This window comes from Modestobacter sp. VKM Ac-2983 (assembly GCF_026967885.1).
Taxonomy (GTDB): Bacteria; Actinomycetota; Actinomycetes; order Mycobacteriales; family Geodermatophilaceae; genus Modestobacter.
Window position 1 is genome coordinate 918,420 of record NZ_JAPVBK010000001.1, and the last position, 22,434, is coordinate 940,853.

General features: G+C 68.9%; 25 protein-coding genes. 16 read left to right on the forward strand and 9 right to left on the reverse strand.

Annotation, left to right across the window (positions count from 1 at the left end):
* The coding region (locus O2W18_RS04360) for a DUF3152 domain-containing protein (protein ID WP_269186331.1) at positions 1-831 on the reverse strand (831 nt) is incomplete at its 3' end.
* Positions 832-1,494: 663 nt separating this feature from the next.
* Between O2W18_RS04360 and O2W18_RS04365 the strand changes: the two genes are divergently transcribed.
* The gene (locus tag O2W18_RS04365) at positions 1,495-1,761 is read left to right on the forward strand and encodes a hypothetical protein (protein WP_269186332.1); all 267 of its coding nucleotides are present in this window, start codon (positions 1,495-1,497) and stop codon (positions 1,759-1,761) included.
* 30 nt (positions 1,762-1,791) lie between these two features.
* On the opposite strand, the gene O2W18_RS04370 is transcribed toward O2W18_RS04365, so the two are convergent.
* The gene (locus O2W18_RS04370) at positions 1,792-2,904 is read right to left on the reverse strand and encodes a tyrosine-type recombinase/integrase (RefSeq protein ID WP_269186333.1); all 1,113 of its coding nucleotides are present in this window, start codon (positions 2,902-2,904) and stop codon (positions 1,792-1,794) included.
* Entirely contained in the window at positions 2,897-3,388 is a 492-nt protein-coding gene (locus tag O2W18_RS04375) for a helix-turn-helix domain-containing protein (RefSeq protein ID WP_269186334.1), read from the reverse strand. The genes O2W18_RS04370 and O2W18_RS04375 overlap by 8 nt, the downstream gene beginning before the upstream one ends.
* A gap of 102 nt (positions 3,389-3,490) precedes the next feature.
* On the opposite strand from O2W18_RS04375, the gene O2W18_RS04380 reads away from it, so the two are divergent.
* The 9 genes from O2W18_RS04380 to O2W18_RS04420 all read left to right on the forward strand — a co-directional run bounded on the left by O2W18_RS04380 (position 3,491) and on the right by O2W18_RS04420 (position 13,929).
* A complete protein-coding gene (locus tag O2W18_RS04380) occupies positions 3,491-3,682 on the forward strand; it encodes a helix-turn-helix transcriptional regulator (protein ID WP_269186335.1) in 192 nt (63 codons plus the stop codon).
* A gap of 406 nt (positions 3,683-4,088) precedes the next feature.
* Entirely contained in the window at positions 4,089-4,991 is a 903-nt protein-coding gene (locus tag O2W18_RS04385) for a hypothetical protein (protein ID WP_269186336.1), read from the forward strand.
* Entirely contained in the window at positions 4,988-5,233 is a 246-nt protein-coding gene (locus tag O2W18_RS04390) for a hypothetical protein (RefSeq protein WP_269186337.1), read from the forward strand. Before O2W18_RS04385 ends, O2W18_RS04390 begins: the two co-directional genes overlap by 4 nt.
* A gap of 15 nt (positions 5,234-5,248) precedes the next feature.
* Entirely contained in the window at positions 5,249-6,421 is a 1,173-nt protein-coding gene (locus tag O2W18_RS04395) for a hypothetical protein (RefSeq protein WP_269186338.1), read from the forward strand.
* 136 nt (positions 6,422-6,557) lie between these two features.
* Entirely contained in the window at positions 6,558-6,917 is a 360-nt protein-coding gene (locus tag O2W18_RS04400) for a hypothetical protein (protein WP_269186339.1), read from the forward strand.
* A gap of 539 nt (positions 6,918-7,456) precedes the next feature.
* Positions 7,457-7,672, forward strand: coding sequence for a helix-turn-helix domain-containing protein (locus O2W18_RS04405; protein ID WP_269186340.1), 216 nt, complete (start codon positions 7,457-7,459; stop codon positions 7,670-7,672).
* Positions 7,672-10,803 carry a hypothetical protein gene (locus O2W18_RS04410; protein WP_269186341.1) on the forward strand — a complete coding sequence of 1,044 codons (3,132 nt, stop codon included), beginning with the start codon at positions 7,672-7,674 and terminating at the stop codon, positions 10,801-10,803. The genes O2W18_RS04405 and O2W18_RS04410 overlap by 1 nt, the downstream gene beginning before the upstream one ends.
* A 593-nt stretch (positions 10,804-11,396) precedes the next feature.
* Positions 11,397-12,848 carry a peptidoglycan DD-metalloendopeptidase family protein gene (locus O2W18_RS04415; protein ID WP_269186342.1) on the forward strand — a complete coding sequence of 484 codons (1,452 nt, stop codon included), beginning with the start codon at positions 11,397-11,399 and terminating at the stop codon, positions 12,846-12,848.
* 616 nt (positions 12,849-13,464) lie between these two features.
* Positions 13,465-13,929, forward strand: coding sequence for a hypothetical protein (locus O2W18_RS04420; protein WP_269186343.1), 465 nt, complete (start codon positions 13,465-13,467; stop codon positions 13,927-13,929).
* Positions 13,930-14,118: 189 nt separating this feature from the next.
* Here O2W18_RS04420 and O2W18_RS21685 read toward each other — a convergent pair whose 3' ends face one another.
* The 4 genes from O2W18_RS21685 to O2W18_RS04435 form a co-directional block, all read right to left on the reverse strand.
* Positions 14,119-14,349 carry a helix-turn-helix domain-containing protein gene (locus tag O2W18_RS21685; protein ID WP_442929122.1) on the reverse strand — a complete coding sequence of 77 codons (231 nt, stop codon included), beginning with the start codon at positions 14,347-14,349 and terminating at the stop codon, positions 14,119-14,121.
* Between the two features lie 105 nt (positions 14,350-14,454).
* Positions 14,455-14,697, reverse strand: a complete 243-nt coding sequence (locus tag O2W18_RS04425) for a helix-turn-helix domain-containing protein (protein ID WP_269186344.1) — start codon at positions 14,695-14,697, stop codon at positions 14,455-14,457.
* An 87-nt stretch (positions 14,698-14,784) separates the two neighbouring features.
* Positions 14,785-15,108 (reverse strand): hypothetical protein, encoded by a 324-nt coding sequence (locus tag O2W18_RS04430; RefSeq protein ID WP_269186345.1) that lies wholly within the window; start codon positions 15,106-15,108, stop codon positions 14,785-14,787.
* Positions 15,109-15,182: 74 nt separating this feature from the next.
* The gene (locus tag O2W18_RS04435) at positions 15,183-15,383 is read right to left on the reverse strand and encodes a hypothetical protein (protein WP_269186346.1); all 201 of its coding nucleotides are present in this window, start codon (positions 15,381-15,383) and stop codon (positions 15,183-15,185) included.
* A 187-nt stretch (positions 15,384-15,570) separates the two neighbouring features.
* Between O2W18_RS04435 and O2W18_RS04440 the strand changes: the two genes are divergently transcribed.
* The 6 genes from O2W18_RS04440 to O2W18_RS04465 are packed head-to-tail and all read left to right on the forward strand — an operon-like array spanning position 15,571 to position 19,502.
* On the forward strand, positions 15,571-16,563 hold the full coding sequence (locus O2W18_RS04440; RefSeq protein WP_269186734.1) for a CpaF family protein: 993 nt from the start codon (positions 15,571-15,573) through the stop codon (positions 16,561-16,563).
* Positions 16,560-17,423, forward strand: a complete 864-nt coding sequence (locus tag O2W18_RS04445) for a type II secretion system F family protein (protein ID WP_269186347.1) — start codon at positions 16,560-16,562, stop codon at positions 17,421-17,423. The genes O2W18_RS04440 and O2W18_RS04445 overlap by 4 nt, the downstream gene beginning before the upstream one ends.
* On the forward strand, positions 17,420-18,361 hold the full coding sequence (locus O2W18_RS04450; RefSeq protein WP_269186348.1) for a type II secretion system F family protein: 942 nt from the start codon (positions 17,420-17,422) through the stop codon (positions 18,359-18,361). The genes O2W18_RS04445 and O2W18_RS04450 overlap by 4 nt, the downstream gene beginning before the upstream one ends.
* A gap of 28 nt (positions 18,362-18,389) precedes the next feature.
* Positions 18,390-18,596 (forward strand): hypothetical protein, encoded by a 207-nt coding sequence (locus O2W18_RS04455; RefSeq protein WP_269160612.1) that lies wholly within the window; start codon positions 18,390-18,392, stop codon positions 18,594-18,596.
* Positions 18,586-19,044 (forward strand): TadE/TadG family type IV pilus assembly protein, encoded by a 459-nt coding sequence (locus O2W18_RS04460; protein WP_269186349.1) that lies wholly within the window; start codon positions 18,586-18,588, stop codon positions 19,042-19,044. Before O2W18_RS04455 ends, O2W18_RS04460 begins: the two co-directional genes overlap by 11 nt.
* Entirely contained in the window at positions 19,041-19,502 is a 462-nt protein-coding gene (locus tag O2W18_RS04465; protein WP_269186350.1) for a hypothetical protein, read from the forward strand. The genes O2W18_RS04460 and O2W18_RS04465 overlap by 4 nt, the downstream gene beginning before the upstream one ends.
* Before the next feature lie 5 nt (positions 19,503-19,507).
* Here the strand turns inward: O2W18_RS04465 and O2W18_RS04470 are convergent, their stop codons facing one another.
* Positions 19,508-21,082 carry an FMN-binding glutamate synthase family protein gene (locus O2W18_RS04470; RefSeq protein WP_269186351.1) on the reverse strand — a complete coding sequence of 525 codons (1,575 nt, stop codon included), beginning with the start codon at positions 21,080-21,082 and terminating at the stop codon, positions 19,508-19,510.
* Between the two features lie 132 nt (positions 21,083-21,214).
* Entirely contained in the window at positions 21,215-22,153 is a 939-nt protein-coding gene (locus O2W18_RS04475; RefSeq protein WP_269186352.1) for a sugar phosphate isomerase/epimerase family protein, read from the reverse strand.
* Positions 22,154-22,434 lie beyond the last annotated feature (281 nt).

A 22,434-nucleotide genomic window follows, 5' to 3' on the forward strand; every position in this document is an offset into this window, starting at 1 on the left:
GCTCTCGCCGGTCACCGGGTAGCCCAGTGGTCCCTTCTCCCAGTTGAGTTCCGACCAGCGGTGTCGGATGGCGCCGTAGAGCTCGTGGGCTCCCGTGTCGGGGGTCCAGTAGATCGAGGCGCCGCCGCTGCCGTCGTAGTGCTGGAACCGGCCGACCTCGTCCGGAGTCGGCTTCTCCCAGGTCACCGGGGGGCCGAGCACACCATCATCCTGACCCAGCGACCGGTACAACTGCTCGATGGCCGACCAGTTCACCGACACGCCCTGGTTGCGCGCGGCCTGCTCCCGTTCGGCGATGAGCGGCCAGACGTTGGCCAGGCAGCCCTGCAGCGAGATGGACTGCTGCTGCATCACGGGGGCCGTCTGGCCCCCGGCCGGGCAGTCCCGATGCCCGAGGCCGAGCCAGTGCCCGACCTCGTGCACGATTACGTACTGCTGGTACAGCGGGAGCCCGAGGGTCCAGGAGCTCGTGGCCAGGCGCCACCGCTCGTCGTTGATGTAGACCGTGCGCCCGACCCGGCAGCTCCACGTGCTGCTGCACCCGGGAGCGGCGTTCCCGACCACGGCGGGCGAGGCGAGGACGAGGTCGAGGTCGGCGCCGGAAGGCACCTGCTGGAAGGCGAGCGTGCCGCCGAGGGCCCAGCCGCGGTCGTCGCTGAGCGTGTCGGCCGCCACGGCAGAGAAGTGCCCGAGGTCGCCGGCGACCGAGCCGCGCGTGGACACGGTGTAGGTGATCGTCCGTTCTGCAGCCTGGGCGCTGCCGGCGCCCGGGACCAGCACCGTCGCCATGGCGATCAGTGCGGCCAGGACGGTCGTCGCGTACCGCTTCATCGGCCACCTCGTCCCTGCGCAGGAGCCACGGTGGCGCTCCTGCGCGTGTCCTCCCGCGCGGAGTCGGTCGAGACCGAGGGTGTGCGGCGCCGGCCCGCCGACCTTCCTCTCGCACCGTATCCAGCGGACCGGGTGGTCCGCGAGCCGTGGGGTGCGCGCTGTCAGGGGGACCCGTGTGCCGAGCGGAGGGCGTTGCCAGGCGGCGCACCGCTGACCTGCGAGAACGCGATACCTGTCGTCGGTACAGCCACGGTAACTACCGTGGATGGCACGACTCTGGGGTCGCTCGTGGCGACCGCGAGGACGATCGTCTCCCCGCCGGGATCGTTCCGCTGGGACCCTCGGGTGATCCGACGGAAGGGGAATCCTGTGGACACCTGGCTGATCGTCGTCCTCATCCTCGCCGCGCTGGTCGTGCTGGCGCTCCTCACGTTCGCGGTCGCCACGCGCCGCAAGGTGGTCAAGAGACGCCGGCGCTAGCTGTCGTGACCACCCAGGTTGCTCACGCGGCGAGCCTGGCCGCAGGCGTCGCCTGAATGGGTGAACCCTGCGGCTGAGTGGTCACTCTTCGTCCACAGGGCTCCCCGCGAGACGTGATCGTCCCCTTACAGTCGCTGGACTCATCTGACCAAGTGGCTGCTCAACGGGGGTGTCGTGCCGGTTGTGAGCTCTGCCGTCGAACTCGTCGACGGCGAGGTCCGTGAGCTGATCCGCCGCCGGGGGCTCGACCCGTTCAGCGACCCCGGGCCGGTGCGGATGCTCGTCCGGGACGTGGTCGCCGACTACTCCGAGCGCTCGCTGTCCTCCACCCTGCCGCCGGCGGGTGACCCGGAGGGCCTCGTCCGCGACGTGCTGGACCGGGTGGCCGGCTACGGGCCGTTGCAGCGCTGGCTGGACGACCCGGAGGTCGAGGAGATCTGGGTCAACTAGGCGGACGACACGTAAGCGCAGCTCAGGGCGCTAGCTAACTACCTCAGTCCGCAGGGAGTCCGCAGACCGCGCCAGAACGTCCCGCAGCATCGCCGCAGACGCCTTCCGGGTCCGGTCCTCAGCAGTCGGCCACAGGTGTGAGTACACATCTAGCGTGAGGGATGGCCTCGCATGCCCCAGCGCCCGCTGCACGGTCACCACGTCACACCCGGCGGCGATGAGCCCGCTGGCGTAGAAGTGCCGCAGCCCGTGGATGTGCAGCCCGGCCACGCCTGCTGCCTTCACGGTGCGCTGCCACCAGGAGTCGACGGTCGACGGCGGGAGCGGCCGGCCGGCGCCGTTGTAGAACAGCCACCCCTCGGCGGACGTCCCGTGCTCGGCGATGTGCCGGGCCAGCATCTCGGCCAGCTCGTCGGCGATGAACACCTCACGCTTCGATCCGTGCTTCGGGTCCTTCACCTCGGCCCCGAAGCCCGGCTTGTACTGCACCTGCCGCTCGACCCGCAGCGTCCGCTTCAAGAAGTCGATGGCGTCCACGCGCACTGCGGACGCCTCTCCCAGCCGTAGCCCTCCGAACGCGCACACGCCGACGTAGGCCCGCATCCTCGGGTCGGTCACCGCCAGGAGCTTGGAGACGTCCTCGAGCGTCGGAACCTCGATGTGCTGCTCACGGCTCGACGGCTTCTTCGGGGGGCGCGACACATCCGCCGTCGGGTCGCTGGTGATCCGGCGATCCCGCACCGCGGCCCGGAAGATCGTCCGCACCGCCGTGAACCTGTTGGCGATCGTCAGCGGGGCGAGGCCGTCCGTGTGCATCGCCTTCACCCACGCCTCGACGTGAGAGCCCCGGACCGCCTTCAACGGCACGTCGGCGAACGTCACCGATCGGGCCACGAGGTTCATGTGCGTAACCGTGCCGGCCGCCCACACCTGCCGCTGCGACCAGTCATCGAAGAACGACCGGAAGGTGATCTTGCCGGCGGCCGGGTCGACGTACTGGCCCGTGACGATGCTTGCCGTGACCTCGTCCAGCCACCGCTGAGCGTCGACCTTGCGCTTGAAGTGGCGGGCGTGCTCCTTGCCGGTCGCGTCCCGGTACCGCGGCCGGTAGGTGCCGTCAGGCCGGCGGGCGATGCTAGCCATCGGCCCTGCCGGCCCGTTCCTGCTCTGCAGCTCGGACCATCGCTCGCGCTACGTCAACGGCGGCACGAGCTTGATCGACTCTTCGCCGCTCACGCTCTTCTTCGGGCTCGGGGAGTCGTTCGAGTTTGGCTGCCAGCCGGTCAGCTGCCTGCGCAATGGCCTGATCTGCACGCTCAAGGTTCCGTGCGGGCTCAAACAGGCTTGCGAACAGCTCACGGCGCTGCTCGGAAGGAGGCTTGTCGAGCAGTCGCTCAAGCTGCACCTCAAGCAAGTCGGCCAAGTCTCGAGCCTCGACCAGCCGCAGTGGGCGCGCCCCGGTCTCGATGCTCCACACCGTCGACTGTGACCACGGGTGTCCGAAGCGGGCACGCATGGCATCCGCCAGAGCCTTCTGGGACATCGCCCCGCGGAACACGCGCACGGTTTCACCGACCTGGCGATCAGCGCCGTTCGCCTCGCCATCGCCATCAACGGGTGTCGTCACCGACCGAACGCTACCGCGTGTCGGAGTTGCGCGGCAACTACAAACGGGGGTCTACTTAGCTTCGCAATCATCTCCCCACTAAGAACGGAGGTCGGCGCCTCGATGGAGCTGCTGACGATCGACGAGGTCTCAGAGCGCTACCGCGTGCCGAAGGCGACGCTGCGGTTCTGGCGGCACAAGGGGGAAGGGCCAAAGAGCTTCCTGCTGGGCCGCCGGGTGGTCTACAAGCAGAGCGACTGCGACGCCTGGGTGGAACAGCAGTACGCCGCCGCGGATCGACCGGTGGTCGCATGACGATGGACCGCGAACAGCAAGAAGCCCCCGCCCAGTTGCAGCTGGACGAGGGCAGCGAGAACCACTTGGCAGCAGGTCTCGCAGAGCAAGTTACCCGGCCCGGAGTGGTCCGAGCCCGCGACAACGCCGACGACTGGTGGTGGTCCCCAGCGTGGCGGGCGGTTACCTGGCTCGCACAGACGCGAACCGACTTCATGGCCTATGACGTGACCCTGCTCGGAGTCCCGGACCCGGATAACCCTGCTCGCTGGGGTGCGCTTTTCCGAGCCGCAGCAACCGCAGGTCTGATCGAACCGGTCGGCTACGCGCCGTCGACCCGACCGGCTCGAGCCGGTGGTGTGTGCAGGGTGTGGAGGGGACGGCGGCCCCCCGGATGACCGAGCCGCACCGCGCCATCCCCGGGCGCATGATCGATCTGATCCGAACCGGGGTCCCGCCGGCCGAGCTCCGCGCCCACGGAGACCGCGCCGTGTTCAACGCACTCGTCCGCACCGCCAGCAGTGCAGTGCAGCAAGGCTGGGACTTCCCGCTGTGGGCGGCGCTGATCTCCGAAGCCAAGAGCGTCTTGGGCCACCAGTGCCGGGTCAAGAGCAGCGGCAAAGAGAAGACCCGAGCCCGCTACGAGAAGACGCTGCAAGAGGCCTGGGACAAGGCCGCGGGCTGGGTGAAGGCCGCCCCACCGCCCTTCACCCGTGAAGACGCGCTCAGCCACGTAGCCACCGTCCGGACCTGGGTCGCCGACGCCGAAGTCGACCTCACCGACGCAGACCGGGCAGTCATGGCCGCCGCCGTGGAGCTGGCCGAATACCACGGCACCACACGGCCAGCCCTCCCGCGGGCCCGGATGGTCGAGCTCAGTGGCCTAGGGGAGCGGACGGTCAGGAACTCACTGGCCCGGTTGAACCGCCGGGGACTGCTGGTCCAGGTCGACCCCGGCAGGTCGTCCGCTCAGTCCGGCCGACGGCGGGCGGCGCTCTACCTCCTCCCCAGCGAGGAGGCAATGCAGAACGCATACCAGTACCGGGAAACCCGGTCTGTAGGACCCCCGGCACAGGTCTATGGGACCCCCACGAACTCCACCCGTAGGACCCCCGCACAGGTCTATGGGACCCCCACAAATGACATCACCATCGAGGAGGAGCCCGCCGTGGTGACCCTGACGATCAGTGCAACCGACCCCGAAGCTCTAGCCGCTGCCATCAGCGCACTACGGCGTGATCCCGCTGTGGCGGTACGGCCCGAGCCGGGCAACGGCTCTAACACCGTCGTGCCACTAGCCGGCCGTCGCCCGCGTCGCCGCAGCGCATGACCCGGGAGAACGCAGCAGCCAAGGGTCGTCGGTACTTGGTCGAGGGCCGGCTGACGATCCGGTCCGCCAACCGGGCTGGTGGCGTCGTCGCCATCGTCCGCGGTGACTCCGGGCTGCTGTACCGCGCCGAGTGGATTCCTGACCGCGGGTGGGTTTGCAACTGCCCGACCCGCACCGACCGGTGCGCCCACCTCGTCGCGCTCCGCCTCGTGAGCGTCGTCAACGAGGCGAACAACCAGTGACCAGCTGCGGCGGGCGTGAACCGCACCGGACGGGCTCGCTACATGGCGTCGAGTCCGCGCACGCCGGACCGGAAGGGCAGGAGCGAGTCCTTTCCTCGCACAGATCGTCCTGCGCCCGCCGCAGCACCCCCTAACCCACGCTCAACACAACCGAAGGGCATGACCATGACCACGAAGACCATCACCGCGAAGACCAACCCGACGCGCCCCCTGATCGATGAGGCGCGCTCTCAGATGCCAGGCTTCGACCACATCGAGGCAGCCATTCCCCGCCTTCGCGAAGCCGCCGCCGCAGCCGCCCGGGAGAGGCCGCAGAACGATGCGGAGATCATCGCCGCCACCGCCGACAGCATCGCCGCCGGGGACTTCGACGTGATCCACGACTTCGGCGACCGCATCGTCAGTGCCGGGGACCAGCTGCGCCGCTGGGAGACGCGGCAGACCGCCCTCGACCACATCCTCGAGGATGTGCAGAGCCGTCGGAACAGCACCCTCGTCACGCACGCCGACGCCGGCCTGCGGCACCTGGCGGCCGTTCTCGACGACCTGCTGACCGCGGCCGGCCCCGCGTTCGCCGCACTCGGTGACGCCACCACCGCCGAAGCCGCCATCGACGCCGGCACCGCTGAGCACTGGGCCACCGTCCGCAGCCTCGCCGCCCGGCACCAAGAGCTCAGGGCCGCACAGGCGACCCTCGTCAACGACAGGCTCGAGCCCCCCTACGGCGAGGCCGGGACCCGCCTGGGGACCACCAGCAGGGACAACGCCGACCTGGTCAACAGCTACGGCTACGTGCGTCCCGACGTCGCCAACACCTACCTCCACGGGCTCACCGTCGCTGCGCGCAGCAGTCGGGCAGCAGTGGAGAGGGCACGGCTCGAGGACGAAGCGGGCACCTCGAATGAGGAGCTCGGTCAGCTCACCGGCCCCATCCCGTGGCTCGACGACGACCCGATCGCAGTGCTCCGCTGGCTGGCTCAGCCCGACGTGCAGGCGTGGGTGCCCACGGTCAAGGAGCTGACCGACGCCCGCGACGCCGCAGCAGAGGCTCAGCGACAGAAGAACCGGGCCAACAACCGTGGCCTCCAGCGAGCCCAGCAGTACAGCCAGCGGGAGTACGACCGGCTGGTCGCACAGGCACGCAACGCGGCAGCGGCCGCGCCCAGCGTGACCGGTGACTGGCGGTGACCGCGGAGCTCATGCTCACGCAGCGTGACACCCCCCAGGGGGAAGGGGTCGAGGGGGCGCGACCACCCGGACCGCTGGGAGCACTGTCGATACTGCGCCCATCTGAACCGAATCGCCCTCTCGGGGGGTGCTCACGGTGAGTGAGCAGGCTCCGGAGGGGATCGGCGAGGCTGCCCGGCGACTGTGGTCCTCGGTGGTCGACGAGTTCGAGTTGCAGGAGCACGAGCGGACGCTGCTCGTAGAGGCGGTGCGGACGGTCGACCTGCTCGAGCGCCTGGACGCAGAGGTTCGGCGTGACGGTCCGATGGTGCAGTCGCCTCAAGGGCTGCGGGCTCATCCTGCGGCGGTGGAGAGTCGTCAGCAGCGGATCGCGCTGGCGCGCCTGGTTGCTGCTCTGCGGCTCCCGTCGGGTGAGGAGGGCGACCAGCAGGCCAGCGCCCGTCCGCAGCGCCGTGTGGGCGCTCGTGGCGTCTACGGCATCCGGGGGGCGGTGTGAAGCGCAAGCAGCCCCGGGCGATCGACGGGGAGACCCCGCCCAATGAGCTGCTCCGGTTCCGGCCGGCAGAGTCGCCTCCCATCGGCCCTCACGGGCGGCCGATGCCGTGGGCGGTCCAGTGGCAGCCGGAGGAGTTCGCGGCCTTCCTGCGGGCTCGTGCGGCGTGGCGGGACACGCATACAACTCCGCTGCCGCGTCTGGGCTCCAGAGACCGTTACGCGATGCAGCACCTCGGTGTTCCGTCACCGCTAGTGAAAGCGGAGTTGTCGGCACCGTTCCCCGAACTGGAATGGAAAAATCGGCCGGGGGGATGACGCGGAATCGACCACCGGAGGGGGATCGGTCCTCTCCGGTGGTCGCCCGCCCCAAGCACACCGTTCGGGGGCGGGCCCCCGGGGCCGGCACGCCGAAAGGAATGGTACGCACCCCTTTGAGTAGTTAGCCGATCACAGCTAGACTATTCGTAGTGACAGAACGCGGATAGCTGACAGCCACAGTGGATGTCGCACGCTCGGCGATCACGGCCTCTAGGAACTTAAATGGCACGGTGCTTCGATGGGCAGCGACTGCGTGATGCGCGGCTAGCTGCCGACATTCGTCCCGAGCAACTCGCCCTCGCGGTAGAGCGCTCTGTCTTCACGCTTCACGCCTATGAGCGCGGACTAGTTCATCCGCCGGTCAATGTCCTGGCGCAGCTTGCCGGCGTTCTCGGCCGCAACGTCGATGACTTCCTGGTTGAGAAGGTCGCAGCCTGATGGCGGACCGGGTCGTAAACGTAAAGCTCAAGGTCGATGCGTCGGATTACACCTCCACTCTTATGCGGGCCGCGGCCAGCACCAAGGCATTCGGCCAGGCAGTCGAGCGCGAAAGCCGCAGCATCGAGCGGTCGCTCGGCGAGGCCGGCTCTCGGGGTGCCGCCAGGCTGATCCTCGATGTCAGTGGCCGCCTGCGGAACGGTCGAGGCGAGATTGTCACCGCATCCGAGGCCATGACCAGTGGCATGAACTCGGTCATGGAGCGCCGGGGTGGGGAGTCCGGCGGCATCCTCGCCAAGGGCATCAACTCCGGGCTGATCCGCAACTCCCCGCTGATCGCTGCCGCGGTCGGTGGGGCACTGGCTGCTGGCGCCCCGGTGGCTCTCGCTGGCGCGGCCATGCTGTTCGGTGGGATCGGCGCGATCGCTGCTGCGCAGTCGCTTGAGGTCCGCGAGGCTTGGCTTGCGCTCGGCGACGAGATCACGTCCGGGACGATCGAGGACGCTCGCGTCCTGATCCCCGAGTTGACGGCGATGGCCGGCGACCTAGGGGACTCGTTCCAGGACATCCGCCCCCAGCTGCGGGAGGCGTTTGAGGCAACAGCTCCCCTGGTCGAGTCCTTCGCCGACGGCGTCTCGGGTCTGGCGACGAACTCAATGCCCGGCTTCGTCAGCGCGATCCAGTCTGCGGACCCGGTCATGGAAGGCTTTCAGTCCTTCCTGGAGTCCACCGGTACGGGTATCTCCGACTTCTTTGGCGGGTTGGCCGACAACGCGCCTGCCGCCGGCGACTCGCTCGATGCCCTCGGCGACATCGTGGGCGAACTCCTGCCGCTGATCGGGGAGTTCCTCGGTGAGGGTGCGGAGCTGGCGTCGGTCGTCCTGCCACCTCTCGCCACCGCCCTCGGCGCAGTCACCGACGTGGCCGGCGAGCTTGGCCCACTGCTGCCCGCGATCGTCACCGGGTTCACGGCGATGCGAGTCGCGCAGGCCGCGTCCGGATACATGAGCACCTTCGCGGTGCAGGCTCAGTACGCAGCCACGGCGATGACCAACAACGCCACTGCTGGTGCGCGGGTCGGTGGAGCTCTGCGTGGCGTGACGGGGCTGCTACCGCTCGCCGGTGCCGCGTTCGTCGCTTACACGGCGTTCTCGGCGCAGGGCGCGGAGGCCACTGACGATATGGCTGACGCGATCATGCGCGGCGGGGACCAGTTCAGCACCTTGAAGGCGAAGGCTGACGCAGCCGCCAACATGGGTTTCTGGGAAGGCTTTGCTGGGCGGATTGCCTTCCGTGACATCTGGGATGAGAACTTTGGCCCCAACGTCGCGGAGAACTTCGAGAAGGCTGAGGAGCAGGTCCGGGCGCTGGAAGCGTCCATGTCACCCCTGGAGCTGGCTCAGCTTCGGTTGGATCAGGCGCAGCAGGGTGTCAATGATGCGGTGGGTGAGTTCGGTGCGGCCAGCCCTCAGGCGTCTGCGGCGCTCGATGCCTACGAGATCGCCTCAGCCGATGCTGAGCGCGAACAGGCTGAATTGCAACTGGCCGTGGATGGCGTTACGCAGGCAATGCTCGACCAGGCCGATCAGGCGATGGCTGCGATTGATTCGCAGTTCGCTTACCGCGGCAGCGTAAATCAGCTCGAAGACGCACAGATCGCCCTCAAGGACGCGGTCATCAACCTCACCAATGAGGACGAGAACCTTCGCACCACGCAGGAGGACGTCGAGCGGGCGCAGCTGCTGGTCGAGGAACAGGCGTATCGCACAGCAGTGGCTTTTGGTCAGCAGCAAGCCGACTTGTCTGGTCTAGACGAGGGGCACTCCGACTATGCCCGCACTATCCAGACGGAGACGCTGGCCGAGCTGTACCGCCTGCACGACGCGGCTGGCCCGGAGATGAAGGCTGCGATTCAGACGCAGATCGACGCGCTGATCCTGTCGGGCGTCCAGCTGGACAAGACTGGCGAGAAGACCGACACGGCCGCGGGTAAGGCCAACGGGTTCCGCGACGCGGTGAACGGAATCCCGGCCTACAAGCAGACGAACATCACCGCGGACACAAGTCAGGCCACCGCGCAGATTGATGAGCTAATGGCCCGCCTGCGCTCCGAGGGTGCTTTGACGATCTCGCGTGCAGCCACGGCGCAGAACACGTTCCGTGCACTCGGTGGCGATATCGGTGGCATCGTCCACGCCTACGCTGATGGCGGGTTCGAGCCGATGCGTGGCGGCATCGCACAGGTTGTTGCGCCGAACACGTGGCGAGTCATCGGTGATCGCGTGGTCGACGATGAGGCATACATCCCGATCAACAAGTCGCAGCGTTCGCAGCAGATCCTTGAGCAGACCGCTCAGCGCATGGGCTACGGCCTGGCCCCGAAGGACCTGCGCTACTTCGCCGATGGCGGGTTCCTCGCTGACCAGTACGAGATCCCCGTCGAGCTCACTAGCGGAACGGCTGGGAACCTCGAGCTGGCTCTGTCAGCGAAGTATGGCGTCGCCGGCTCGGGCAACCTGGGCTCTGGCGTCACGTCCATGTTCGCAGCTGTGAAGCGGGCATTCCCGCAGGCCAATCTGAACTCCGGCTTCCGGGCCGGCGATCCTGGTTATCACGGTCGCGGCAAGGCTATCGACCTCGGTCAGGTGGGGCGCTCGGGCGGTATCGGTCACGCCTACTTGGCTGACATGAACCGGTGGTTGCACGACAACTACGGGCGCAACCTCGCTGAGCTCATCTACGACGGTGCTGGTGACGATCGTCCCAACCTCAAGAATGGCCGTCAGCACGCCTACGACGCCTCGACTCGGGCGCAGCACCGCAATCACGTCCACGCCGCCACTTTCGACCGTGGCGGCATCGCGCAGGGCGTCGGTCTCATGCAGAAGGGCACGATCGCACCTGAGCGTGTCCTGTCCGACCGGCAGACCGAGGCTTTTGAGCACATGGTGACTCGGGAGTTTTCCGGTAGCTCGGTCAGTACGGCGTCGCCCACTCAGCTCAGTGTCACCTCCGGGCCGGTGCACGTCTATCTCGACGGTCAGGAGTGGCGGGGTATGGCACGGGTCGAAGCCAGTGCTGTTGTCAACGGCGAGCTAGAAACTCTGGATCGGGAGCGAAGGCGCAAGTGAGGGCGGGGCTGCCGGAAGTTGTCCTTAGCGAGCCTTCCTCACGGCCATGGCGGACAGGCGGACCTAAGCTCTTCGGGTCCCCCTAGTGCTTGCTAAGCGTTGGCTAGTGCAGCAAGGGAAGTAATTAGCCCTTCCTGTAGCCCCTCTGCTACGGCGTCATTCCACACTGCTCCCTGGGTTCAGACCACCGCCTGAGACCAGGGAGCACACACGATTGGAAGTGGGCCGCAGTTGGCGCGCTGATCGCCGAGCATCACCGTTGGTGACGCAATAGCAGAGTGTGGCTACGTGCTGGGATCACCTGTTCGTGGCATCTGTAGGCATCCGATCAGGTGATCTTCCTCCGAACACTCAAAGTCCTCTTGACGCCACTTAGAGTGATCATCAGGGTTCTCGCCGTCTGTCAGCCAGCTCATGGCCGGCCAGGCGTCCCCAGCACTCCGACGGACGAGGACCTCATGGCACTAGCAGTACAGGGGCAGTGGACATCGGCGCCGCGGCGATACACGGACCGCGGCAGACCAGTCCGCTCTGGTCCCGTCCGGCGCCTACTGGCCGGCGCAATCGGCCTAACCATCTCTCTCACCGCGCTCGTGGTCGGCGCCGCGCCAGCCAGCGCCGCCGTCGGTGCGATGGTCGTTCCCGTCTCCGGAACCGTGACCGGCTACGTGGGCAACCACTGCATCCCAAAGGACGACGATCACTTCGGGATCGACATCGCCGCGGACGCGGGTCGCTCTATCGGGGCGGCAGCGTCGGGCACGGTCGTCGAGCGTAGGTTCAGCTCGAGCTGGGGCAACACGATCGTGCTGGACCACGGCAACGGCTGGCGCACCCGCTACGCGCACATGTCCTCCATGACGCTGACCATCGGTCAGACCGTGCAGCGGGGCGGACAGGTCGGGCTCGTCGGCAACACCGGGGACAGCTTCGGCAATCATCTGCACTGGGAGCTCTCCCGCAACGGCGCGACCTCCAGCCTGATGAACGCCTACTTCACCTGCGACAAGGTGGTCACCGCCGGTACCGCAATCCCGCTGGACATCGATGGCCTGGGCGATGCGACAACCGCGCCTCTCGACGCAAACCCAGCCGCAGTGGTCTACGGGTCGGAGATGGACGTCTTCAATACTCGCCCCAACGGGACCATGGGCAAGGGGACCTGGTTCGGGTTCGACTTCGCCGGCTTCAGCGATTTCGGCGGCGAGGGCCTTGGGCTGGGCAACCCCTCTGCGGTTGACTTCAACGGCGAGTTGAGCGTCTTTGCTATCGGCGCCGATGGCACTCTATTCAAGAAGACGTGGAATGGGTCAACCTGGTCGGTGTGGTCCCCTCTAAATGACGGTGGACCGAGACTCGTCGGACAGCCATCTGCGCTCAAGTACGGTGAGAACGAGCTGTCTGTATTTGCCCGCGGCACCGACGGTGCGATCTACAAGACCACCTGGAACGGCTCCCACTGGAGCTGGCCCGGGGTGTTCTCACCGGACTACGGCTTCGTCAGCGACCCGTCGGCCGTTCAGTATAATGGTGAACTTAGCGTCTTCAGTACGGGCGGCGACGGCCATGTCTACAAGTCGACATGGAATGGTTCGTCCTGGAGTCGCTTCAGCGATCTTGCGCCCGGCGGAGGCATGGTCGGGAACCCACACGCGATCCAATACGGTTCCGAACTGAGTGTCTTCTCGCGAGGTGCCGATGCGCGCATCTACAAGAACACGTGGAACGGCAGCTCCTGGTCGGGCTTCGGCCCTCTCGGGAATGTTGTCGGATTCGCCAGCGACCCCTTCGCTGTTGAGTACAACGGCGAACTGACCGTGCTCGCCAGGGGGAACGACGGGTCGATATACAAGTGGTCCTGGTTCCCGTGGAGCCAGACGTGGGCTGACTTCACTCCACTGAGCGGCGGCCCGGCCATGGCGGGCGCGCCTGCCGCTGTCCAGTACGGCAGTGAGCTGTCGGTCTTCTCCACAGGGACCAACGGCCAGACCTACAAGAACACCTGGAACGGCACGACTTGGAGCGGCTTCATCCAGCAGAGCTGACCCATGCATGAACGCGGAGGGCGTGGACGCCGGGCAACCGGTCCACGCCCTCCGTGCGTCAGGTGTCGCTCCCCGCCTCGCCGCTGAGCAGCCAGGCCAAGCGGAGGAGGTGGTGGACGCGAGCTGCGTTACGGGGGTTTCGCAGCCAGCTGTGGACGGTGGACAGGGGGACTTGGTGGGCGGGTCGGCAGTCTGCATGGGTGCGGTGGGAACCGGGAGCGCCCTGGAAGGCCTCTGTGCGGTACGCGATCGGACCGGGGCAGGTCTACGTCCAAGACGTGCCAGCGGAGCGTGTGCGTCCACGAGCGGACGAGTAGGGGGTGGCCCGATGCCAGGCCACCTCGAGCTCCTGCGGGGCGCGGCGACAGAACGTCGGGCGGCTCGTCGCTGGCTGGCTGACCTGACCGCCGAGCACGGCCAAGGGTCGCCGGCCCGAGCGCCAGCCCAGGAGGCCTACGCCACCGCGACCGAACGGTGGTCCGAGCTGATCCGCGCTGCGGTGGCCGACGGTTGTGCCAAGGCTGACGTCGCTCGGGCGGCTGGATGCACTCGACCGACGGTGTATCGACATCTTCGTTGATGTTGTCGGGTGTTTGATCTGGGGAACACTCGGCGCGTGATCCAGCCCGTCAGCTCGGAACAGATGCCGAGCCTCGAAGTCCTGGAGCAGGTTCTCGCCCGCTCCCAGGAGTCGTACCGCTTCCGCGCCGGGTCGATCGACACCAAGGCAGGGGTCACCTTGGGAGCAGTCGGCGTGGTGATCGCCCTGGTCGGCGTCACCCCCAGCATTGCTGGCCTGGTTGGCCAGGTGTTCGCGATCTCCGCCGGGATCATGTGCGTGTTGGCCCTGCGGCCACGCAAGGGAGCCGGTGTCAACCCAGTCAGTTTCCGAGATGCCTACCTGCAAGCGGATCCGCTTGCGTCACGACTGGCCTACTTGAACGCCGCGCTGGCGGAGTGGGCAGGCGACGAAGCCAGGCTCAAGGAGAAGGACAAGCAGTTCGAAGCGGCGGTGGTCATGCTGCTGCTGTCCGTTGGCACCGTGATCGCGGGTGCATTCGCCAGTCTCGCTGCGGGGTAGCAAGATGCGTGAGCATGAGTACTGACAGTGACGAGCCCAGCTCCTCCGAGGGCTCCACCTCATCGGCCTCGGAGAGCGACCAGCCACTCCCTGCTGAGATGAAGGCAGTGAACGAAGGGGTCATGGACGAAGGGTCGGTGCGTGGGAGCGCGTCCCCTGAGGGTGCGGACTACTTCGGCAGCCAGTAGGTCATGTCGCTCTACCGAAGCGCTTCGCGCCGTCGCGCTCCAGGCGCTTGCAGTACTCCTCGAAGGAGGAACGGAGCACTCGCAGACCTCGCCCGTTCTCCCCGATCGCCACAGCGGCTAGCTCGCCGGCGTAAATGCGGGGGTAAACGGCACTACGGCTCTTGAAGCCGAGCTCGGCCGCCACCTCCTCAAGCGTCATGTACCGCCCGGTGCCAGTGCTTGGTTCTGCCATGCGCGGTCAGCTACCCCGGCAACCATGGGGCCAGAGACAACGTTGACACCGGTCTTGCCAGAAGGCGTCAGCCGCGGGCAGATCCGTCTCGGAGCAGGTGAGACTTCAGCTCGACAGTCGTCTGCGGCGCGGCACCACCGCTAGTGCCGGCCGGTGCGCCTGCTCTTCGATCGCCGCTAGGTCGGCCCGTGTGAAGCGGATGACACCGGTGGGCGCGATCCGGTGAGGGATCCGGCGCTGCTTCACGAGTCGATAGACGGTGGAGGTCCCTAGCCCGAGGATGCCGGCGAGCTCCTTGGGTGTTAGCCAGTGCTCGGGGCGCTCGTGCTTTTGGCTCTTGACCGGCATGGGCTGGTTCCTAACAGCGGAGGCCTCTGTTCGGCGTCCGACACGGCGGGCGCCCCCGAGGATGGACCTCGAAGGCGCCCGCCGGGTTCACGACTCGAGTCCGCCGGACTGCCGGGCGGCGAGGATGAGTGCCTCGCCCAGTGCGACGGCCTCAGTCGGCCTCAGGCTCGCCCCGTCAAGCAGGACCGCCAGGTCGTCCGTCTGCGGCCCCGACGAGGTCACGGTGAAGTCGTAGCGGATGACCTGCACGGTGTAGTCGTCTTCCCAAGTGGAAACCGTGGCCGTGCGGCCGTAATGGACGGTCACTTCGTCGTCGGGGTGGTCTTCGACCCGGTGCTCGTGGTGGGCGCACCACGACGGGTCTTCCAGCTGAAGAGTCTGTCGGTCGGTACCGATAGCGTTCTTCTCCATGGTCCTTGCCCTCCTGCGGGGGTGGGGATCTAGGCCCCGTCCGGCGTTGGCGCGCCGGGCGGGGCCGTCCTATGTCAGGCGAGGTGCTCCTCGACCTGATCGAGCGTGAGCCCATCCTCGGGCGACGTCAGCGCGTTCGTGCGCACATCGGTCAGCCAATAGCGGCCGTAGTCCAGTGCTCGCGGATCACGGCGTCGGGATCGGGTGAGTTGGAGGCCCCGCCGAGCCGCGATGCGGCGTAGCCGGTTTTCCTTCACCTTCTCCTCTGGACTCATGCTGGAAAGTGTGCCGGAAGTGATGCTAGAAGGCAAGCCCAGCGACTGATGCGGCATCCCCCAGTCCGCAGATAGTCCGCAGAACGCTCCCAAGTCACCGCATCTCGCCAACGACAGTCAACGAGCAACGTGCAGGTCAGGACGCCAGTGAGGCGTATAGCCCCAGGTCGCGGAGTAGGGGTTATAGATCTGGGTCAACGAGCCGGGCCGGGTGTTCGTCGCCCGCCGCGGCCGCAGTGAGCTGACGACGACGATCCTGGGCGCCGGGCAGCTGGCGGACCTGGTCGAGCGGATGCTGCGCAGCTCGGGTCGACGGATCGACATGTCCACCCCGTTCGTCGACGCGATGCTGCCCGACGGGTCGCGGCTGCACGTCGTGATCCCGGACGTGACGCGGCGGCACATGGCGGTGAACATCCGGAAGTTCGTGCTGCAGGCACACTCCCTCGACGAGCTGGTCGCGCTGGGCACGCTGACGTCGCAGGTGGCCCGGTTCCTGGAGGCCTCGGTCGCCGCCGGACTGAACATCCTCGTCTCCGGCGGAACACAGGCCGGCAAGACCACGATGCTCAACTGCCTCTGCGCGGCGGTGCCGGCCAGGGAGCGGGTGGTGACCTGCGAAGAGGTCTTCGAGCTGCGGGTGCCACTGCCCGACGTCGTGGCGATGCAGACCCGGCAGGCCAACCTCGAGGGCGCGGGCGAGATCCCGCTGCGCCGGCTGGTGAAGGAAGCGCTGCGGATGCGGCCCTCCCGCCTGGTCGTCGGGGAGGTGCGTCAGGAGGAGTGCCTGGACCTGCTGATCGCGCTGAACAGCGGCTTGCCCGGCATGTGCACCCTGCACGCCAACAGTGCCCGTGAGGCCGTGGTCAAGATGTGCACCCTGCCGCTGCTGGCCGGGGAGAACATCGGGCACGCCTTCGTCGTCCCGACCGTGGCCTCCAGCGTCGACCTCGTCGTGCACGTGGGCACGGAGCCCAGCGGTGCGCGGCGGCTGCGCGAGGTGGTGGCGCTGTCCGGCCGCACCGAGGGCAGCGTCGTGGAGACCGCCGACGTCTTCACCACGCGCGACGGCCGGCTGGTGCGCGCCGACGGCTACCCGCCGCACGCCGACCGCTACGCCGCCCACGGCTTCGACCTGGCTGCGCTCCTGGGTGACCCGGCCGAGCGGCGGACCGCATGAGCGTGCCCGGCGGCCTGCTCGGTCTGGCCCTCGGCGTCGGGCTGCTGCTCATCTGGCGCAGCGGCGCACGTGCACCGGTCCGGCGGGCGGGCACGTCCCGGCCGGGACGGCGTCAGCAGCTGCTGGCCGCTGCCGGGCTCACCGGGATCAACTCCGCCCAGTTGCTCGCTCTCCAGGTCGCCCTCGGGGTCGCCGTGCTCCTGCTGGTGCTGCTGACCACGCAGACGGTGACGATCAGCCTGGCGTTCGGCGTCTTCGGCTCGGCGGTGCCGTACCTGCTGGTGCGCCGGCTGGCCGCCAAGCGCCGGGCGGACCTGCGTGAGGTCTGGCCGGAGGTCGTGGACAACCTGGCGTCGGCGGTGCGGGCCGGGCTCTCCCTGCCCGAGGCGCTGTCGGCGCTCGCCGTCCGGGGCCCGGAGGTGCTGCGGGGCTCCTTCGCCCGGTTCGCCGCCGACCACCGGTCCAGCGGTCGGTTCAGCGACGCCCTCGACCGGTTGAAGGCCGACCTGGCCGACCCGGTGGGGGACCGCATCGTGGAGACGCTCCGGGTCGCGCGCGAGGTGGGCGGCAGCGACCTGGGCCGGGTGCTGCGCACGTTGGCCGCGTTCCTCCGCGAGGACGCCCGCGCCCGCGCCGAGCTGGAGACCCGGCAGGGGTGGGTCGTCCAGGCCGCCCGGCTGGCCGTCGCCGCGCCCTGGGTGGTGCTGCTCCTGCTCGCCACCCAGCAGCAGACCCTCACCGCCTACGACACCCCGGCCGGGACGGCGCTGCTGCTCATCGGTGGCGGCCTGTGCCTGCTCGCCTACCGGCTGATGCTCAAGATCGGGCGGTTGCCCGAGGACGTGCGGGTGCTCCAATGAGCGCTGGGCTGACCGGCATGCTGCTGGGGCTGGTCGCGGCCTCCGGCGTGCTCCTGGCGGTGAGCTTCTCCCCGCCGTTCCGGCAGGTGCGGCTGGTCGACCGGCTCGCGCCCTACGTGCACGACAGCCCGGCGCCATCCCGGCTGCTGGGCACGGCCACCCAGCCGGGCCTGCTCAGCGCCGCCCGGCGGGTGTTCGGCCCGGTGCTGGCCGACGGCGCCCGCCACGTCGACCGGCTGCTCGGGGGCCGGATGGCGGTGCGGCGGCGGCTCGATGCCCTGAACGCCGACACGACTGTCGAGGACTTCCGGATCGAGCAGGTCGTGTGGGGCGGGCTCGGGCTGCTGGCCGCCGCCGTCCTGGCCGCTGCGGGCTCAGCGCTGGCCGGGTCGGTGAACCTGCTGTCGGTCGTGCTGCTGTGCGTGGCCGGCCTGGTCGGCGGGGTGCTCGGCCGCGACTGGTGGCTGACCCAGCAGGTGCAGCGGCGCGAGGAGCTGCTGCTCGCCGAGTTCCCGGTGGTCGCCGAGCTGCTGGCGCTGGCCGTGACCGCAGGGGAGAGCCCGACGGCGGCGATCGCCCGGGTCACCCGGCTCTCCGGCGGCGAGCTGGCCCGGGAGCTGGGCGCGACGCTGGCCCGGGCCCGGGCCGGGGTGCCGCTGGTCGAGGCGCTGCAGCAGCTGGCCGACCGGACCTCGCTGGACCCGCTGGCCCGCTTCGTCGACGGGCTGATCGTGGCCATCGAACGCGGCACCCCGCTGGCCGAGGTGCTGCGGGCCCAGGCCGCCGACGTCCGGGAGGCCGGCAAGCGCCGGCTGCTGGAAGCAGGGGGGCGCAAGGAGATCGCGATGATGATCCCGGTCGTGTTCCTGGTGCTGCCCGTCACCGTTCTGTTCGCCCTGTACCCGGGGCTGATCAGCATCGTCTCGCTGGCGCAGTGACGCCGGTGACCGACAGAGAGGACCACGGATGCGTGCCTACGCGTTCCTTCTGACCGCGCTGGCTGCGCTGGCGGCCCGGCTGCGGGAGGACGATCCCGAGCGGGGCGACGTCCCGGGCTGGGTGATGATCACGGTGATGACCGCCGCGCTGGTGCTGGCGATCCTCGTGCCGTTCCGCGCGGCGATCGTGGAGGCGGTGTCGAACGCGCTGGAGTCCGTGACGAGTGCGCCCTGACGAAGGACCCCTCTGCCCTCCGCCCCTCGCCGGCTCACGCCGGGCCCCTGCAGAGGGGCCGCAGGACGACGAGCGGGGGAGTGCGGTCGTCGACTTCGTGCTGGTCGGTGTGCTGATCGTGGCGCTGCTGCTGGCGGTGCTGCAGGTGGCGGTCTACGTGCACCTGCGGAACGTGGTGGTGGCCAGCGCGCAGCAGGGAGCCCGGTATGCGGCCAACGTCGGCGTGCCCACCGAGGCCGGGGCGGCCCGGACGCTGGAGATCGTCGGGCAGGCGACTTCGCCTGGGACGGCGGCGGGGTTGGCCTGCGAGTCGGCACAGGAGGTCGACGAGAGCGGGTTGACGCTGGTCGTCGTCCGGTGCGCGGGCGCGGTGCCGAGCTTGTTCGCACCCCTGGGTGCCCTGTTGCCGCTGTCGGCGACGGGACGTTCGGTGGCGGAGACGCCGTGAGGTGGATCCGTGCGCGGCTGGGCGGCTCCGAGCGTGGGTCGGCGATCGTGGAGTTCGTCTTCATCGCGCTGGTGGTGTTCCTGCCGCTGGTCTACATCGTGGCTGGGTTCTCCGCCGTCCAGCGCGGGGTGTTCGCGGCCAACGCGGCGGCGCGGGAGGCCGGGCGGGCCATCGCCATGGCGCCGGACGTGGACACCGGGCAGGCGCGGGCGGAGGCGGCGGTGGGGATCGCGGTGGCCGACCAGTCGGTGGAGGCGACCGACGTCGTCCTGGCCTACGCGCCGGCCGGCGCCGGGTGTGAGGCGGCGGGCGACTACTGGCCGTCGTTGGTGCCGGGGGAGGAGTTCTCGGTGTGCGTGACGGTGACGGTGCGGATCCCGCTGCTGCCGGAGTTCATCGACGCCAACACCGCGACCGGGCAGTTCCTGGTCGAGCGTGACCGCTACGTCGACGGCTGACCGGCTCAGCCGGTGGCGGTGGTGGACGGCGGGGCGCTGCCGCCCTGCGGTGCCTCGCCGGTCATGAGCTGCACGATCTGCTCGCGGTCGGCGGCCGAGGGCAGCCCCCAGGTCGGCTCGTACTCGTAGACCTCGCAGAGCGGGCGCGAGGCGGTGCGGCCGGTGAGGATCTCCACCGCCGAGGTGTCGATCAGCCCGGGGTGCTCCACGCCGCAGGCCTCGGCGACCCTGATCAGGTCGCGCCGGAGCGTCTGGATGTAGGTGGCCGCCCGGACCGACTTCAGCGTCGGGTCCAGGCCGTGGGCGAGCCAGGCGTTCTGGGTGGCGACGCCGGTGGGGCAGGTGTCGGTGTGGCACTTCTGCGCCTGGATGCAGCCGATCGCCAGCATCGCCTCGCGGGCGACGTTGACCAGGTCGCAGCCGAGGGCGAAGGCGACGATCGCGTTGTCGGGCAGGCCGAGCTTGCCGCCGCCGATGAAGGTGACCTGCTCGTGCAGCCCGGCCCGGGCGAAGGTGGAGTAGACCCGGGCGAAGCCGAGCTGGAAGGGCAGCGAGACGGAGTCGGTGAAGATCAGTGGCGCCGCGCCGGTGCCGCCCTCGCCGCCGTCGATGGTCACGAAGTCCACGCCCCGGCCGGTGGTGGCCATCAGCTCGGTGAGCTCATGCCAGAAGCCCATGTCGCCCACCGCGGATTTGATGCCGACCGGCAGCCCGGTCTCGGCGGCGAGCAGCTCGACCCAGTCGAGGAGGCTGTCGGTGTCGGTGAACTCGGCGTGCCGGGACGGGCTGATGCAGTCCACGCCCTCCGGGACCCCGCGCGTGGCGGCGATCTCGGCAGAGACCTTGGCCGCGGGCAGCACACCGCCGAGGCCGGGCTTGGCGCCCTGGCTGAGCTTGATCTCCAGGGCGCGGACGGGGGCGGAGGCGACCAGGTCCTTGAGCCGGTCCAGGTCGAAGCGGCCGTCCTCGTCGCGGCAGCCGAAGTACGCCGTCCCGAGCTGGAACACCAGCTCACCGCCGTGCCGGTGGTGCGGGGAGATGCCGCCTTCGCCGGCGTTGTGCAGGCAGCCGGCCAGCGCGGCGCCGCGGTTGAGCGCCTCGACCGCCTGGCCGGACAGCGAGCCGAAGCTCATCGCGGAGATGTTGACCACCGACTGCGGCCGGAACGCGTGCGTCCGGCCCCGAGCGGCGCCGAGCACCTTGGCGCTGGGCAGCGGGGATGCGTAGCCGGCCTGCACCGTGGTGGTCGGGATGGCGTGGCCGAATGTGCGGTGGTTGATCACCGGGTAGCCGGCGGTGAACTCGAGGTCGATGTCGGTGCCGAAGCCGAAGTAGTTGTTCTCCTTCTTCGCCGAGGCGTAGACCCAGCGCCGCTGGTCGCGGGTGAACGGCCGCTCGTCGTTGTTGGCGGCCACCAGGTACTGGCGCAGCTCCGGGCCGATGGACTCCAGCAGATAGCGGGCGCGGCCGAGCACGGGGAAGTTGCGCAGCAGGGTGTGCTCACGCTGGAGGAGGTCGCGGGCCGCGACCCCGGCGAGGGCGGAGAGTCCGGCGGCCGCGGCGCGGGTGGCCCAGGTCATGTCCCACTATGACCTGCCTGCGGCCGGTTCGGGACCGGTTCACCGCCTGACCCTGCGGCGGCGGGCCGGCCGGACACGTGCGAGGGGGGCGGCCCCGGCTGACCGGGACCGCCCCTGCGGAGCGCTGCTACCTCAGTAGGTCACGCAGGTGAGGTAGTCGAGGCCCTCCTGCGCGGCCTCGAAGGGGTCGAACGTCGGGTCGCCGAAGCGGGGGTCGTGCTCGACGACGTAGTAGCGGGTGCTGCCGCCGCCGGCCGCGAAGATCGACGGGAAGTCGATGTTGCCGCGGCCCACGATCTCGATCCGGTTGCCCAGCGCCGGGTTGAGGTCCTTGACGTGGAAGAGCTTGATCCGGTTGCCGTACTCCTCGATGACGTCGATCGGGTCGAGACCGGCCTCGGCGACCCAGTACAGGTCGAGCTGGGAGACGACGTTCTTCTTCTGGGTGTGCTGCATCAGGATGTCGAAGGCGGTGCGGTCGCCGAAGACGGTGGTGAACTCGAAGTCGTGGTTGTGGACGAACAGCGTCTGGCCGGCCTTGCGCGCCTGCTCACCGACGGCGTCGAGGTACTCGGCGTAGGCGATCCACTCGGCCTCCGTCTCGACCTCGCCGACCCACGGGGCCCCCGCAGTGCTGCCGGAGCCGAAGTACTTGATGCCGAGGGTGCGATTGTCCGCCAGGATCTGCTCGATGTCCGCGGGATTCTCAGGGGAGCCCACGTCGACGTGCCGCGCTGACGCCTTGAGGTCGTACTCGTCCAGGAGGGCCGCGTACTCCTCGGCGGTCCAGTCGCTCAGCGTGTACGGCTCGACGTTGCGGTAGCCCATCTCGGCCAGCCGGCGCAGGACCTCCTCGTGGCGTTCCTGCGCGCCGGCGCCCCCGCCGATGTAGCCGGCGAACGTGTAGAGCTGGACCGAGATCTTGCTGAGCGGCACGCCGTGCCCGGCACACTCCGCAGCCGCTGCGTCCTTCGTCGGTGGAGCGGCGCTCGCCGTACCGGCGACGCCGACGAACAGCAACCCGGACAGGACGGCGACGAGCACGGCCCGCAGGCCGATCGGCAACTTCATGGATCCCCCTCTGGTCGTCACATGGGCACACGACGTCGCCGCACGGTGGCCGCCGGCTGAGGCGGGAGCCCTGCATCCGACTGTGGTGTGGGCCACAACGTAGCGGCACTTATGCGAGATGCAAAGCAGAAGTCAGGAGCTGATTGGGCGGAACGATCCGGCGTCTCGGGGGCCGCTGATGTACGGATGCTGGCGGGGCAAAAGGGCGTGACGGCCCGCCCGTCGGTGACTACCGTGCCGGGTGGTTGGCGTCGATCAGGGAGCAGCGACATGGGTGGCAG

Bases quoted from the DNA above. Each gene is read 5' to 3' on its own strand.
- O2W18_RS04450 (WP_269186348.1), top strand. From the start codon at position 17,420: ATGAGCGCTGGGCTGACCGGCATGCTGCTGGGGCTGGTCGCGGCCTCC.
- O2W18_RS04470 (WP_269186351.1), bottom strand. From the start codon at position 21,082: ATGACCTGGGCCACCCGCGCCGCGGCCGCCGGACTCTCCGCCCTCGCC.
- O2W18_RS04405 (WP_269186340.1), top strand. From the start codon at position 7,457: ATGGCACGGTGCTTCGATGGGCAGCGACTGCGTGATGCGCGGCTAGCT.
- O2W18_RS04475 (WP_269186352.1), bottom strand. From the start codon at position 22,153: ATGAAGTTGCCGATCGGCCTGCGGGCCGTGCTCGTCGCCGTCCTGTCC.
- O2W18_RS04430 (WP_269186345.1), bottom strand. From the start codon at position 15,108: ATGGAGAAGAACGCTATCGGTACCGACCGACAGACTCTTCAGCTGGAA.
- O2W18_RS04370 (WP_269186333.1), bottom strand. From the start codon at position 2,904: ATGGCTAGCATCGCCCGCCGGCCTGACGGCACCTACCGGCCGCGGTAC.
- O2W18_RS04455 (WP_269160612.1), top strand. From the start codon at position 18,390: ATGCGTGCCTACGCGTTCCTTCTGACCGCGCTGGCTGCGCTGGCGGCC.
- O2W18_RS04380 (WP_269186335.1), top strand. From the start codon at position 3,491: ATGGAGCTGCTGACGATCGACGAGGTCTCAGAGCGCTACCGCGTGCCG.
- O2W18_RS04425 (WP_269186344.1), bottom strand. From the start codon at position 14,697: ATGCCGGTCAAGAGCCAAAAGCACGAGCGCCCCGAGCACTGGCTAACA.
- O2W18_RS04435 (WP_269186346.1), bottom strand. From the start codon at position 15,383: ATGAGTCCAGAGGAGAAGGTGAAGGAAAACCGGCTACGCCGCATCGCG.
- O2W18_RS04390 (WP_269186337.1), top strand. From the start codon at position 4,988: ATGACCCGGGAGAACGCAGCAGCCAAGGGTCGTCGGTACTTGGTCGAG.
- O2W18_RS21685 (WP_442929122.1), bottom strand. From the start codon at position 14,349: ATGGCAGAACCAAGCACTGGCACCGGGCGGTACATGACGCTTGAGGAG.
- O2W18_RS04445 (WP_269186347.1), top strand. From the start codon at position 16,560: ATGAGCGTGCCCGGCGGCCTGCTCGGTCTGGCCCTCGGCGTCGGGCTG.
- O2W18_RS04410 (WP_269186341.1), top strand. From the start codon at position 7,672: ATGGCGGACCGGGTCGTAAACGTAAAGCTCAAGGTCGATGCGTCGGAT.
- O2W18_RS04385 (WP_269186336.1), top strand. From the start codon at position 4,089: ATGATCGATCTGATCCGAACCGGGGTCCCGCCGGCCGAGCTCCGCGCC.